Here is a 14661-nt window from a genome sequence, read left to right on the forward strand (position 1 = left end):
AGGAGCCGCCTCATGAACCCCTGGAGCCGTTTCACCGCCCTGTTGTTGCTTGGCCTGGGCAGCCAGCAGGCCAGCGCCCTGCAGCCCAGCACGCCGGAAGCGCAGACCACTTGCCCGCCCAACGCCGTGGTGCCTGCCGCCGGAGCCTCCCAACAGGCTTTCGATCAGTACAGCTGGCAGATGTTCATCAACCTGAACTGGCCGGCCCAGGCCGCAGAGCGCGGGGTGGCCGACTGCAGCAAGCCTCTGGGCAGCCCCGGCAATACCGTGTGGCAAACCTACAAGAGCGTTGCCGATACCTTTCTGCCCGGTGCGCAGAACCCGGGGCCCTGGAACACGCCGCTGAAAACCAGAAACCTCAGCCTGATCAATATCGCCGCCGTCAAGAACACGCAGGTCGTGCAGTCGGACCTGCAGGCGGTAGGCGGCTGGCTGATCGACCAGCGCCAGAACCCGACCTACTACGACATCGCCACCAACCAGGTGTCCTACACCTACATCGTCGACAACCAGTTCTATAACGCCAACATCGTCGATGCGGCGACGAATATCGCCTTTCCCGACAACGCCACCGAGGTCAAGTCCAGCTGGCGCATCATGACGCCCAGCGACGACACCAGCCGCTACCTGACGATGCAGGCCGAAGTCACCCGGTTCAATGACCAGGGTCAGCCCATTGGCACCCAACAGGCCAACCTGGGTCTGGTGGGCCTGCATATCATCAGCAAGGTCAACGGCTTTCCCCAGTGGATCTGGTCGACGTTCGAGCAGGTCGACAACGTACCGCCTCAAATCCAGCAGCAAGGCAAATGGGTGGACCAGCCGGCGGCGGGGGTCTTCTACTCCTACTACGATGCCAAGGCACCGGACGCCAGCGTCAACCAGTCGCCATGCAACTGGCAACCGGCGAGCTCCGGCCTGGTCTGCCAACCCCAGCCCGGCACCAGCTTCAAGACGCCGAACCCCTTGAACCGGGTGACCCCCATCACTAGCAACACCCAGCAGATCAACACCCAGTTCCAGACCAGCCCTCCCGTGCAGTCCAGCGTGTTCAAGTACTACCAACTGATCACCACCCAACGGCCACAACAGCCCAATAACCCCGGCAACCCGCTGGGCCAACCGACACCGGCGCTGTCGGCCAACGTCACCATGGAAAGCTACATCCAGGCCACCAGCAGCTGCATGAACTGCCACTCCATGGCGACCCCATTGAACAGCCTGAACAAAAGCGACTTCTCCTACGTGTTCCGTTTTGCCCAAGCCCCAGCCACTCACGCCTCCGAGGCCAAGGAATAGACCATGAGCATATTGAACGGCCCCCGGCTGAACTTCTGGGGCGGCATCTCCACCGACGTCAGCGTGCCAAACAACTCACCGACCTTGCCCACCGGCCCCTCCAGCCGGATGGAACTGTTCGACCTGACCACCTCGACAGTGGCGCCCACCGCCCAGGGCTACAGTGATGATCAGCTGTACGCGCTGATCAATGCCCCCGATCCCGAAACAGGTCCCGACAGCCGCTACACAGCCGGTGGCTGGAACCACTACGGCGAACACGTAGTGACCCTGCAGAACGCGCTGATCAGCTCCCAGGGCAGCCCAGGCAACATCGCCCTGAACGGCGATCTGATCGGCCAGCCGGTGTACCTGCTCGGCTCCGTGGTGCCCGGAACCGGGCAAGGCCCCTACTCCGGCCCGATGATGGTCGACCTGGACCCTACCGCCACCACCACCACGCAGATCTTTGTGGGCGGATTGCAGATCGGCAACGGCAGCACGCCCCAACTGCTGATCCGCTGGGACACCGTGTGCAGTAGCTTCGATGTGGGCTCGCGGGTACTGGACCCGCAACGAATGGACGCACCGATGTCCTTTCACGGTTGCGGCACCTTTCAACTGACCTTCCCGCTGAGCAGCATCGTCAGCTACAACCCAGACAGCGCCGGCCTCAAGGCGCTGATCGAAGCACCCGGGGCTACGGGAATAGTGTTGCGTTTCGTGATGTTCGAGATGTGCCCGACCCTGACCACCGAACAGTTGAACGCCGACTACGCCGCTGGCCAGTTCAGCCCTAATCCAAGCATCGGCCGGATCATCGGCACCCTGGCCACAGCCTATGCCGATGAGCCACTGATCTGCCCGCCTGGACGCCAACTGCTCAACCCGGCCACCAAGACCGCGGCCTATGCCGAGGTCGCCAACGGCCTGTTGAGCATCGACATGGTCAACCTGATCCCCAAACAGACCTTCCGCGTACGACGCGACGACATCATCAGCCCCATAGGTCCGAACGCCGACTTCGGCACCGTGAACATTGCCGTGGGAACGGACACCCTGGCGAGTTTCGCCCCCACCGATCCGCAACTGCAGAACTATTACCTGTACGGCGGCCTTATCGATGTGCCACTCAACGCAACCCAGCAACAGCAGATACAGAAGACGCCGCTGAACATCAGCACTCCCGGAAGTGCCAGCAACGGCAAGCTGTCTGCCCCCGAAAGCCCCTATCGGGTGTACAGCGATCAGCGCAACAACTACCTCGACCCCGACAGCCAGGGAGTACAGGTGACCTTGCAGGCCCGCTACCTGGGTGGCGCGGTGCCCACGGATACACCGATCAGCATCGTCCCCGGCCCGACCAACCTTTATACGGAAAATCAGTATTGGGACTTTCTCCAGTTCCCGACTGAACTCACGGTACCGGCCGGCCGGTCCTCGATCAGTTTCAATGTCGTCCCCGATACAGGCTCCAGTGGCCTGGCCGGCTTCACCACACTGACCTGCACCATCAACGACAACCCTGCCTGCCAGACCTTCAACAACTTCCGCAAATACGCCCGGACCGACTTCGGCATCCCTTCGGGCAGCATCATTACCTGGGACCAGGTCTATGAGAACGTGCTGCGCTTCCACTACCTGGCCTTTCCTGCCATGTCGCGCTACATCCAGCTCAACCAGCAAGACGCGGTAATGGGCTTCAAACAGGCAATCCTCACCCGGATCTCCCCCGAGTATCAGAACACCACCTTGTACATGTCCGTGGTGCGTTCGATGTCGCCGAGCCAAAGAGCGCTGCTGACCGCCTACCTCAACGGCACGCCCTGGCAGCCTTGAACAAGGAGAAGACCATGCCCGTTGCTCTGCATATTCCCACCCAGCTCGAGCAGGTGCTGCGACCGGATCACGTCATCGCCGAGGGCCTGCTCAACCCTCGCGGGGTTTGCCTGCAAGGCGATGGCAGCCTGCTGCTGGCGGAAGCCGGCTCAGGCCTGCCGGACCAGCCGTTCAGCGGCCGCATCAGCCGCCTGCGTCCGGATCCGGGCCAGCCGGGCGCCTACCTGCCGCCTCAGGTCGTGGCTCAGGGTTTTCGTTCGATGAACATGCAATCGCGCATGCTGCGCGACGAAATCATGGGCCTGTCGGACATCGCCCTGGGCGACGGGCGCTGCCTGGCCAGCCAAACCGACTACGTCGCCGGCTCCAAGCTGCTGGACCTGCAATACAACCCGCCCGAGCCGCTGTTCCATAGTCGCGGCAACCTCAACTCGCTGTGCTATCACCCGTCGCGCCGCAGCTGGCTGGCGGTCAAGCCCGATAGCAACCAACTGGTGGAGTTCACCGAAGGCGGTGAACAAGTCCTGGCGCAACTGCCCGATCTGGATCAGGGCCAGGAAGCCGTGCCGGTGACCTTGGTGCACGAGCCGCAGACGGATGCCGTGCTGATCAGCCTGTTCTCCGGCGAGCTGCGCCGGGACCCGGCGCGGATGGGTATCGACTTCGCCGACAAGGCGGGCCAGGTGATCCGGGTCTGGCCCGAGAGCGGCAGGATCGAGGTGCTGATTCGCGGACTGCAACTGCCCACCGGGCTGGCGCTGGACCCGCAGGAGCGGATCCTGGTGCTGGAACTGTGCGACCGGCTGCTGCAACCGTTGCCACCGGACTGGGCCGGCGAAGTCCTGCACGGCGGCTTCGCCCGCTTCAGCGGCCGCCTGCTGCGCTGCGATTTGCAGCAACGCAGCGTGCAAGTACTCGCCAAGGGCCTGGATACGCCTTCCAACCTGTGCTGCGTCGGAGACGCGGTGCTGGTGAGTGAAGGCATGGGCCTGAGTGGGCGGCCGATTCCGACGCCGGAGCAGCAGGTGGTCGCACTGAGCGGCCGACTGCGGCGAGTGGCGCTTTGAGCTGAGTGATGCGGCACACCGGTTAAACCCGGGCATAAAAAAACGGGGCCACCTGCATGGCCCCGTTTTTATCGATGCTGAACGCTGAAAACAGCGATCAGAATGGGGGTACCGATAAAAGCTTTTAACAGATTGATCAGCAACGACTTTTCCTGAATTTATCGCGTTTTAGACCCAATTTTGTAAAGAAAACCTAGGAGAAATCAAGATGATAGATCGGCGTGAGAAACTGTAAAGCTACCATTTTCTCCCTCTGTAAAGGTTGAGACTTAGACGCCAAACACGAAAATTGCCTGAAAAAGGCACTGATAAAACTTACTCGTAAAGCTTCGTGTAAAGCAGCAGTACGGCCATATGGCGGCAAAATGAGGGCCATTGAGGGGACAGCCAAACGGTGTCATCATCTGGCCATCAATCGGACAGGGATTTCTACGATGACGCCTTTCGGATCAACCGACTTTCAAGCCATTAGCGATGCCCGCTTCAATGGCTGAGCCTACTCTTCTCTGCCGCCATACCGGGCAGCAGATACCCTATCAAATTAACCAGGGGTTGGTTCCCGCCTATGTGCTCCAGTTACAGGAGCAGTGGGAGGCCGAGAAAACCAAGATCGTGCGGCAGCTCTTGGCTGACTTCCCTGCGGCTGCTGCCGACCGGGATTTATTCTTTCAGCAGCTACCAAGCTATGGCCTATCGGATATCGGATGGCGGTGGCTCGACAAAGCCATGGTTTTAAACACCGATGAGTATCACTGGTTTTTTCTCAGTGCCCAAGGACGCATCCAAGCGACTTGTGTGATCTACCATCCGAAGGAAAGCCGGATGGATGGTGAACGAATTTTCTATGTCGATTACGTAGCATCAGCGTACTGGAATCGAGATCGTCCGAATTATGTGAAGCAGTTTGGGAGCGTCAGCCGGATCCTGATAGCCCACGCTGCGCGCTTTGCAATGAATTCCCTAGGCTACCGACCAGGGTTCTGTCTGCATTCGCTTCCGACAGCCGAAGGCTACTACCGATTCCTCGGAATGGTTGAGTACGAAGCGGACGCCGACAAGGAAAACCTTCGCTACTTTGAGGCTCCCGCTCACGTTGCTGGGAAATTAGCTGGGGAGGCGCATCATGTCTGATGTCCCAAATGGCATCCCAGAAGATTTCGAGGTCTACCCATCCTCGCGGGCCGCTGCGGAGAACTTCACGGCAGCGCTCACAAGTCTGCGGCAAGCGTTGAAGCCAGCCGATGCTAAATCGCATGCACGACCTGGCGAAGCGTATGAAGACTTCATCATCCGGCTTGCCCTCAACGCGACCAGCAGTAATGCAGTGCTCTATCGAAAGAATGACTCCGCTGAAGAAACCAAGATCCAAGCTTGGTTGTCGCTGATCAGCGAGAAATCTAAGATCGCCGTCTTGAGCCGAGTCATCCCTCGGTTCCAAGGTTTGAGCTTAGAGCAGCTTCGTGAAATCGCGCTTATCAGTATGGAACCTGACCGCATCACCACTCTTATCGATCACTTAGCCAGCGTTTATGGGGTTCTCTTGGTGGTGGAGCCTGGTTTCAAGTCTATGAAGATGGACGGTTGTACATTCAAACTCTCGGGAGGTACACCGGTTGTGGGAATAGCGATTCGATACAATCGCTATGACAATTTCTGGTTCACGCTTATGCATGAGTTGGCCCATGTTCATAAGCACTATGACTACCTAGATAGTCCTATCTTGGATGACCTGGAAGAGGATGCCGACTCTGATCGGGAGGTCGAGGCAAACATCATTGCTAAAGACAGCCTGATTTCCAGGCAGTATTGGCGGATGGCTTGGAATGTTAGGGCAGAAAAAAGACAGTTACTGGATCTCTGTGGTAAAGCAGAAATTCACCCGGCTATCATGGCGGGTATGATTCGCCATCAGTCCAGAAACTATAAACTTTACCCTGAGCTGCATCACAGCATGGACGTTAAACGTGCTTTCGGGTTCGCCAATGATTAAGTATGTTCCATTTCTGAAGTTCAAGCAGAACGAAATTCAAGGCGTAGGAGTGCTCGATGATGCGATTCGTAATCAGATCGCACCAATGTACGACATTCCTCGCTCTCAGAAAGTAATGACTGAGACGGAGATTCTTGAACGTCTTAGAATTGCGGATAAGACTCTAAAGGCCACGCAGAAGGGAACGGTAGCCTACAAGTTTTTTGTCGACAATTTTGATGTCGATGACAGCATCGATTTGGGCGGTGTTCCCCAATATCGCACTATCCTGAGTAAACTTTCACATTTCCCAATCATGCCTGTTCTCGCTTTTGATCGTCATGCGGATCATAACCTTGCTGCCCTCGATTTCATTAAGTCACGGCCAAATTCTGAGATTGGGATTCGGCTACAGATGGTGGACATTGATAGCTATAACCTTACGAAAAGCAACCTGCAGGCCCTGTGGGTTGACTTGTCCGCTGCCAAGCCTCAGTCAGTGATTTTGCTAATTGATTTGCGCATCATCGATGACCCTATTCACGCCAAGAAAAAAGTAGAAAAGTTCCTAGCTGGGTTCCAAAAAGATTTTCAGGTGACTGCTGCTGTCGTGAGTGGCTCAGTCGTTCCGGCCTCAATTGCGGGATTGGTCAAAACCAACGCTGAAGCTCATATAGATCGCGAGGAGTACAAGCTCTGGCGAGCTCTTAATTCGACCCCTGAATTCGACAAGGTTTTGTTTGGAGATTACGGAATAATTAGTCCGGAATATTCTGATCTGGATATCGAACCAGAACTGATAAGCGGCATGGCGGCCCCTAAGGTGTTCTATACCTACCACGAAAAATTCTTTATTGTTCGGGGAAGGCGGTTCAAAACTCACAAATACAGCCAATACTTTGATATCTCGGACAACATTGTTAGACAGGCTTTCTTCAGGCTTCCAGGGGACTCGTATGGGGAGCAATACATACATGACCGTAGCTTCAAGGCTGCGGTACGAGCGCCCAAGACGGGCAACCCTGGTACGTGGATCAAATGCTCAACGGCTGCTCACATCACATTCGTTGTCAATAATATTTGAACGCCTTTCCACGAGGGCGCTTTGGATTCCTGCCAAGGCGTCGTCGCGGCTCAGCTGAAAACTGATCTGCTCTGCAATCGTATCTCGGTTGAACGACTTTTTGAAAATAACCCTTGGATGTGCAGTTGCCAGGGCTGTCAGTTCTGCCTTCCAAAGCATAAGAAGTGCATCTTTCTTAGAGAACATGGGGTTGGTACCCGCTTTGCGGAGATAGCGTAAGGTTGTTCGGTCTTTTCCAGGTGCGGCGAGAATCACCCCCCAGTAGGTTGGAATTCTCTCCATCGCAAATCTAATATGATTTTCAGTGGTTACTAAGGTCAACTTAGGGAACGACCGAGAGTAAAATTCCGATTGCAATAAAACGCGTCGAACGTTGTCAGTTTCGCCTTTTATCTCGTAGCAATGCATTTGGCGGTAGCACGCAACCACATCAGCAATAGCATTACCATTATCTATGGTGAGCTCTTCGAGCACCCGAGCAGGTCTTGGCGACCGCTTCATCAGATGGTCAACTAAAGCGCTTCGAATTTCTTTATCTCTGAGCACTCTGAGCTCCAGGCGGATGCAAACGCAAGATTTTAGCCTATGAGCCCCTCGGTTGGGAGCGTGATCAGTCTCGGTATTGCCCATTCCGACTGGCGACACCATGCGGAATGCAGGACGCTCTAGCAGAGTCGCCTGGATAAAGGACTTATCCAAATGAGTGAATCTCTAGGTCGTGCACGGTGGCCCGAGGTTAGTCATTATGCGGGTTGGTGAGATGCCATGGTTTGGGCGCGCCCCTACCGGGGGCGGCTGTCGTAAACCAAGCCCACACGCAAGCGTTGGTCTTGGTGGTTGAAGGCTTACATCCGCACGTCACGCGCTCCGCTTATAGGCACTCGCGCAACAGGCCAAGCAAGCCCGACACGCGTCTGCCTACCCTCCACAGAGACCTGAATGAAGATCAGGATTAGGGTCGCATCACCCACGCGTTTTCTTGCGATCTCGATACATTGCCAACCCTAAAAGCTCCTCGGAAAACTGTTTATGCACCCTCTCACGAATCGAGTCCTTACGGGTTTGCATTGCACTCGAAAGATGCTCGACCGTAAATTCATACTCCCCATAGCCTTGCGAGAGTTTTTGCATGGCATCCGAGATGGCAACAATCGAGCATGCCAACTGCCGGCAACCTTCAGGGGATGCTGCATTCCACGCAAAACGCGGCGAATAGCGGAGCATGGTATGGCATGACACCAGCTTTTCTATCGCAGGCCGTAACGTCAATCTATCCCGCGAAAGCTCCAGTATCGGCTCTGGCGAGTACCAAAGCCATTCGTCCACAGTTTCACCCACTAGAGGATTGATGAGCGCCTGAAAAGATTCGTGAGGGCGCTTGAAAAGGATTTCAGAGGCGGTGTCTGAATCTGTGAAAATCCGCATCCCTTTGCCCATCGTCTCGTAGGTAGCAGCCCGTGTCACAGCATCGCCAACAATGAAGGCACCAATAGAATGATCGATTTTGTTAGGCTCGTGGACATCTCCAAATGCAAGACCCCCGCGACATAATAAACCTGCCTCAATTGCTTCGTGCATCAAGAAGCGTCCCGCATCCGTTACCGCGCATATATCTTCTGACCAAAGAAATGCACAATCAGATAGTTGCGCCAGCTTCACCGCCTTAAACCGTCGGCCTGTTCGCATCAATGCCTTTCGAAAGGCCAACAAAATCTGCGCAGCGAGCAGTTGATGTGGAAATTTTCCTCCAGGCTTAATTTTCCATGGCATGTATTCTGACTCGGTCAGCTTGAGCCTCCCTCGAGTAAGGGCGCTGAATCCGAGCATATCTACAAACAGCACCGCTCCCTGAAAACTACGCATACATTCTTTCCTGCATTCTTGTGTTTTTGATAATTTGAGCGACCGATCTGGCGCAACATCACGCTCCAAGGCGGGCCTCAAATACTCTGGTTGGTCAAAACCCCAATGCTAGCCACTCCTCGAGCTAGACGTCTTCTGAAGTAGCCTAGGATTAACGTCAACCAATAGTTTTTTTGGATGTCATCTCCTATTTCCCTCCGCCGAATACAGGAACACGATGGACTCTTATTTGAATGCGACGCTGGGCACGTTCTTCACCCCACGTATGGAAATCAGACTATTCGACAAAGCAGAGAAATTTGCTGGGGACACTGCCACGAACGGCAGCGTGCTCACGTATTTTCATGAACACGTCCACTACTTCCAAACGCTATTCACTGGCTATGGACACATCCAGTGGAGCAGCTATCGACAAGCCACGGGATTCACTCACAGGATGTGGGAAAAGCTGCGCCAAGCCATGGGTGCACCAAGAATCCCCTTGTCTAACTGCAACACCCGACCGGACATCCACCAGTACGCCGAGTTTCTTGGACAGGTCTTTGCAGAGCAGAATAAGCTCAGCCAAGCTCGTTTCGTTAGCATCCCTGGCATCAAGACTTTAGATGCTCTCAAGCTGGTACTCATCAAAGAGCCATGGCAAATCAATCCTGTAATTGAATCAGCGAACGGCCAGCGAGAGCTCTGCACGAAGGATATTTTGGAAGGTCACGCGTTTTTTCTAGAACGTTCCTTCGCGGAAAATCTGCTCTCATTTCCTGAAGCCGCCGCTTGGGTCAGAGAAGGGATATCTGACGTCTACACTGCTGCTTACGACTGGTTCATTACGGAGTGCGGGCAGGACACCAGGAGTCTTTTCCCAGTCATCTGCGATCTATCACTGCAGATCAGCTGGAAACCCGTGAGTCCAACCACAGCTCATGAATGGCAAGCATCTAACCCTTCGTGGCGATTTTATCTGCTTACCAAGGCACTAGCTGCTGCGCCGGAAATCGCCGCCGAAATGAACAGCGATTGGAGTAAAAGCTACCTAGCAATCTGTGATCGGCTGCTGCACGCATGTAATTTCATAGATCTCAGCCAAATTCTGGCAGAACGGCTTCAAGCGCTCTTGGATCTCGAGCAGTCCCCTGGATTATCCCCAATGCAGCACATCATGAAGAGGGCAATGGAGCAGAGGGTTCAGCAGCCCTGGATATCGGTGAACCCGATACAAAACACTGCAGAGCTCGAGATGCTATTTAATGAGTTCCGCATACCCGCAGTATTGGTCGAAGGGCGGTACCAAGCTCAATCAACCCTTGACGACGCTGTCGTTACCGAATTGATAGGCGAGCTCCACTACCAAGCGTTCATGGATCAATTGCTCGGCAACCCATCTTCATTCGCACGCAACACTAACAGCCTTGAATGTGGATTCGCGAAGTATGGGGTACACAATGGCTGTCCTCACCAGGTTAGTGGCGAATGCATCGGACGCTTTGATCCGAAAGAAGGGTTACCTATGCCCATGCTCATCGATGAACATGGAAATATCGATGGGTGTACTTTTGGTGCGTTCTTCAAATTCTCTGGCATGAACGTAGAGGATCTGGTCGTTGATTACGATGCAAAATTCTTGAAATGATTTCCTACATCTCCAATGGCAGATAACCATCATCTGCACGCCCCTCGGTGACACATGAAATCAACATCTGCTTGTGAACATTGAGTATCTGCAAGGACTTTTGCCACCAGGTCACCGTCCGGCCAAGTCACATTTCGGCGCCAGAGGTCAATGACACGCATAGGGGGCAGGATAAAACCGCAAAAGACAGACAGCAGCGCGGGTCAGAACAGGACGGAGCAGGGTGCACCGTCCCATAGCCCTCCTCTCCGGATATGCGAAACACTGACCCAAGTGCCAGTGATCCGCATCGCCTTCACACCCAGATGACCCTGCCCTCTCGCAGCCAAAAATGCGACTTACAGCCATTTTTTAGCCACACTGATGGGTGCAGCGTTGGCCGTCCTAAGAAATCGGTACTGCATGTCCACCTTGGCGTCACATCTTGCGGCAGTGATAGCTCTATCGTCCGACCACAACCGCATGGACATCTGAACCCAACGCACCAATCCTCCGAGCCATCCTGAACTAGAGTTAGGGTGCGAAAAGGCAACTGGCTAGGCAGGACATCGCCCTGAACCACCTGTAATTTCCTAGCGGGCAGCAAGCCATCGACCCAGCGATACAGAGCTCTTTTTACGGCTTTGAGCATCACACACCACCTGCCAAGTCAGCGATCCCGAGCAGCGGCTCAGCGGCGCCAAGCGCAAGCCCTGGATCTGAGGTCTTCGGAAAGTCATTTTCAGCGGTGAACTCCTGCTCCGCTTCTCTGAACTTAATCAAGGTTCGCGCGTAGTTGCAGTTTGGCTCTTCACGCATTGGAAATGCTCTGGCCAAAAACTCCATCACGCATGAAGATGCCGCGAGCATGTTCAGGGAAATCACAGCGGGAGCTTCCTCATGGAACCCTCGAATGTACCCATGCTGAAGCTGCTGCTGATAGGCGTCAGGATTCGCAGCCAGAAGACTCTCGGCGCGAAGCGATTCACCGGTGTAGACCTCACGATCAGAGAGGGATGATCCACCAGGCTGCACGTAATCTATGCGGCCATAAACTCCTGCGATCATCACTCCCAACTCATCTTTCATCGTAGGAATGAGCACTCCAACATCAAGGAGCGGGATGAGAAAACGGCTAGCGATTCGATCAGCGATCATCCTGGCGTATCGCGTGTCCACACAGCAGAAGAGAATGTCCGCATCAGCGGCCGCTAATACTGCCTCACGAGTCCCAATCGATTTTGCAATCGGACGGGCCACTCCTTTACCCCGCACACGTTCGATGGAGCTCGCGAACATCTCCACCTTGGATACCGAGGAGGCCGCGTCCTCCAGGGTGCTGTTGAGTATCCGGTTGAGATTGCGCTCCTCAACGCGATCATGGTCAATCAAGATGATCTCGCCAAAGCCCAAACGGGTAACTTGCTCGGCCACAACTGAGCCCGTGCCAGAGACCCCGATGACGGCCACACTCAGCTTCGCCAACGCCTGAGTCATTTCAGAAGTGAATGCCATCGGCGCTCCAGATCTATCGTCCAGGACTGCATGGCCTTCGACTCCGTCGAAATACAACCGTATGTCGTCACCGATTACTGAGACCAGCCGTACATTGGTAGGGCGTTGCGAATCATCGTACGTACGAGCCACCACCCTGCCGTCTGGGATCATGACACCAGAGCCATGGATGACCTCCACTCCAGCGTACAGCGATCGCATGGTGATTTGATCGCTTTCATCATCCAGTTCTGAAAAGCCCAAGAAGCCGCCTGGGTGAGAATGGACGAGCATGATTGAAGATTGAGTTTCCTCACTCTGCGCTATAGCAAGTTCAAGGTACTCGCCAGGCCAATTCAGAAAATCCTTCTCCCTGACGCACGCTCCATGGGGTACCGGGATCACAGATTTAGCGAGCAACTTGGTGCGTTCACCTTCGTGTCGCGTGCAGATAAGGATGGCCGCTGCTTCCAAACCGTCCCCCGGGAACAGATGTTCCCGGAGTACGGAGTGCAGGGCTTCGGTCATTACGAGCGTCGCCCCAGTTTTCATTGACCAACCTCCTTGTGAAGGCAGCCTTCGACCAGAGCCAGTTGCGAAATGATGTTATCGGCATGCGGATTCCACGGGACAGTTGTCCGGTGACGTGACCACCCCTGGAAGCCCAAACCATCGATCTGAGCCGTCAGTTGCACGTTGGGAGGGAGCACACCTGTGGCCAGCGACACATGGGGGTACAAGTAGAAGCTGTCCAACGGCTCGACCGGGTAACCTGCCAGGACTTGAATTGCCAGCTGGACATATTGGTGGTTGTAGCCCGTCGGCAGTTCATAGTCGTGGATCACCAAATAACGCAGACCATCTGTGCCGATGCAGGTTTCCCAGCGCAAGCCAAGCTGGTCAAGGTACACCGTGTCAGCTGGCAGCAAGTTGAAAACACGACGGGCCGCTGTTGCGACTTCACCGTTCCCAACATCCTTAGGAGTGAACCGCAGCTTCTCAATGCCCGGAGCGCTGAGGTCAACAATCGCGTCCATGCTAGTCAGTTCGGAATGATGCCCTGCAGCCGTGAGGGTAATTTTCCAATGCTGGGAGACATCCAGCCCAGCGCGCAAAGCAGCTTCACGAACACTGATCTGTGGCTTGTCGAACTCCAAGGTACGACCTTGGATCTTGAGCTTCCAGATTGCCTTACGGATGACAAAGCGCTCAATGCCCTCCTCACCCAGGTTGATAACGTCAGCGTCTGCGATTTCACGATCAGCTTCTTCTTCCAGCTGCTGCACTAAGCGCATGTTCTCAGCAATCTGTGCCAGCTTCCGCACTGTGTGGCCATTGATGATCTTGCACGGCCATTCGTAACGCTGACCATCGACCGCGAAGAAGTAGGAGCGATCGGATTCGACCACGATGAAGCGGCGCGACGTTGCAGCCAAATCCACAAGCTCGTCCGGGCGAACATCTTCGAAAGCCCCGGATGGAAGTGCCTGAAGAATCGTAGGCATCTGATCGGGGAGAAACCCTCCTGCACGGGCAATCTGTGTACCGATCGGCGTCTCGTCGTTGAGGGGAACTGGTTTGAACTCGAGATCCAAACCAGCGATGAAAATATGATTCTGAGTAAATTCGTTCATACGTATCTCCACACGCCTTTTCTCAGGCGTGGACAGGTGCCCTGACGGGCGTCATGAGTGCGTCAGAGCATCGAGTAGCCTTGACTACCCGACGGCGCATGAAGATACTGAATTTGTGCTTGCATTCTTCATGCACTCGCTGGGGCGCAATTGCAGTTGCGTTTCCCAGCACCTCCGACTCGGTTATCGGTTAGGTTCTTTCTTCGCTAGTCCATTCGTTCCCCCCTTGATTCCCCCTTCCGTCGTAGCGTCTCCGCTCATCCGGGCGTTAAGCCTATTCTCATTGTCATACGGTCAAGCTGACCGATTACACGCTTCGGCTTGCCTAAACATAGAGCTCAATCCAACAATATTGCCAAGCTCTACATCCCTTCCCACCGAACGCTGGCATATCAGGCCACCGAACGACGACCTCACTGTGCGCCTGATCAAGCCACCCTGTCAACAGGGTTTTTTTCGTTCGGTACAGTGGTACACTCACCGAACGACTTAGGAGGTGATTACGGTGGCATCAAGCCTTGGAATGAAAATCGGCGCCAGGAGGCGAGAGCTCGGCATATCATTGGAGCGACTTGCGGAGCTAACGGACTCCAGTAAAAGCTACCTGTGGGAGCTCGAGAACCGAGACAAACCTAATCCGTCAATGGACAAGGTGAACAAGATTGCACTCGCGTTGAATCTCGCGCCTGAAACACTGCTCGGAAGCGCAACAGAAACTTCCCAAGATGTGGAAACCGACAGCGCTTTCTTTAGGAAATATCAAGCGCTTGACGAAGGTGACAAGAAGCGCCTTCGAAAAATCGTGGACGATTGGTGGGAAGACTGAC

13 protein-coding genes are annotated in these 14661 nt (G+C 54.9%); 8 read left to right on the plus strand and 5 right to left on the minus strand.

The window, feature by feature from the left end:
• Positions 1 to 12 precede the first annotated feature (12 nt).
• From ABCR88_RS29305 to ABCR88_RS29330, 6 genes are all read left to right on the plus strand, one after another.
• The gene (locus ABCR88_RS29305; RefSeq protein ID WP_350023292.1) at positions 13 to 1299 is read left to right on the plus strand and encodes a hypothetical protein; all 1287 of its coding nucleotides are present in this window, start codon (positions 13 to 15) and stop codon (positions 1297 to 1299) included.
• 3 nt (positions 1300 to 1302) lie between these two features.
• Positions 1303 to 3117 (plus strand): hypothetical protein, encoded by a 1815-nt coding sequence (locus tag ABCR88_RS29310; RefSeq protein ID WP_041120048.1) that lies wholly within the window; start codon positions 1303 to 1305, stop codon positions 3115 to 3117.
• A 14-nt stretch (positions 3118 to 3131) separates the two neighbouring features.
• Positions 3132 to 4184 (plus strand): hypothetical protein, encoded by a 1053-nt coding sequence (locus tag ABCR88_RS29315; RefSeq protein ID WP_041752624.1) that lies wholly within the window; start codon positions 3132 to 3134, stop codon positions 4182 to 4184.
• A 486-nt stretch (positions 4185 to 4670) separates the two neighbouring features.
• Positions 4671 to 5315, plus strand: a complete 645-nt coding sequence (locus ABCR88_RS29320; protein ID WP_258712412.1) for a hypothetical protein — start codon at positions 4671 to 4673, stop codon at positions 5313 to 5315.
• Positions 5308 to 6174 carry an ImmA/IrrE family metallo-endopeptidase gene (locus ABCR88_RS29325; protein WP_350403770.1) on the plus strand — a complete coding sequence of 289 codons (867 nt, stop codon included), beginning with the start codon at positions 5308 to 5310 and terminating at the stop codon, positions 6172 to 6174. Before ABCR88_RS29320 ends, ABCR88_RS29325 begins: the two co-directional genes overlap by 8 nt.
• Positions 6167 to 7237: a hypothetical protein gene (locus tag ABCR88_RS29330; RefSeq protein ID WP_350403771.1), complete on the plus strand. Its 1071-nt coding sequence runs from the start codon at positions 6167 to 6169 to the stop codon at positions 7235 to 7237. The genes ABCR88_RS29325 and ABCR88_RS29330 overlap by 8 nt, the downstream gene beginning before the upstream one ends.
• Here the strand turns inward: ABCR88_RS29330 and ABCR88_RS29335 are convergent.
• Together ABCR88_RS29335 and ABCR88_RS29340 are read right to left on the minus strand one after the other, a co-directional pair.
• Positions 7196 to 7783, minus strand: a complete 588-nt coding sequence (locus ABCR88_RS29335; protein WP_258712415.1) for a sce7726 family protein — start codon at positions 7781 to 7783, stop codon at positions 7196 to 7198. The genes ABCR88_RS29330 and ABCR88_RS29335 overlap by 42 nt on opposite strands.
• A gap of 417 nt (positions 7784 to 8200) precedes the next feature.
• Positions 8201 to 9100, minus strand: a complete 900-nt coding sequence (locus ABCR88_RS29340; protein WP_258712416.1) for a hypothetical protein — start codon at positions 9098 to 9100, stop codon at positions 8201 to 8203.
• A 217-nt stretch (positions 9101 to 9317) separates the two neighbouring features.
• Between ABCR88_RS29340 and ABCR88_RS29345 the strand changes: the two genes are divergently transcribed.
• Positions 9318 to 10727, plus strand: a complete 1410-nt coding sequence (locus tag ABCR88_RS29345; RefSeq protein WP_350403772.1) for a hypothetical protein — start codon at positions 9318 to 9320, stop codon at positions 10725 to 10727.
• A gap of 295 nt (positions 10728 to 11022) precedes the next feature.
• Here ABCR88_RS29345 and ABCR88_RS29350 read toward each other — a convergent pair whose 3' ends face one another.
• The 3 genes from ABCR88_RS29350 to ABCR88_RS29360 are packed head-to-tail and all read right to left on the minus strand — an operon-like array spanning position 11023 to position 13834.
• Complete coding sequence (locus tag ABCR88_RS29350; RefSeq protein ID WP_350403773.1) at positions 11023 to 11358, minus strand: DUF6527 family protein; 336 nt, start codon at positions 11356 to 11358, stop codon at positions 11023 to 11025.
• Positions 11358 to 12752, minus strand: coding sequence for a ThiF family adenylyltransferase (locus ABCR88_RS29355; RefSeq protein WP_350403774.1), 1395 nt, complete (start codon positions 12750 to 12752; stop codon positions 11358 to 11360). The genes ABCR88_RS29350 and ABCR88_RS29355 overlap by 1 nt, the downstream gene beginning before the upstream one ends.
• The gene (locus ABCR88_RS29360; protein WP_258712420.1) at positions 12749 to 13834 is read right to left on the minus strand and encodes a multiubiquitin domain-containing protein; all 1086 of its coding nucleotides are present in this window, start codon (positions 13832 to 13834) and stop codon (positions 12749 to 12751) included. Before ABCR88_RS29360 ends, ABCR88_RS29355 begins: the two co-directional genes overlap by 4 nt.
• Before the next feature lie 505 nt (positions 13835 to 14339).
• On the opposite strand from ABCR88_RS29360, the gene ABCR88_RS29365 reads away from it, so the two are divergent.
• Complete coding sequence (locus ABCR88_RS29365; RefSeq protein WP_160042032.1) at positions 14340 to 14660, plus strand: helix-turn-helix transcriptional regulator; 321 nt, start codon at positions 14340 to 14342, stop codon at positions 14658 to 14660.
• The last annotated feature ends 1 nt before the right edge of the window (position 14661 follow it).

Source organism: Pseudomonas sp. W17, from assembly GCF_040268305.1.
Classification (GTDB): Bacteria; Pseudomonadota; Gammaproteobacteria; order Pseudomonadales; family Pseudomonadaceae; genus Aquipseudomonas; species Aquipseudomonas protegens.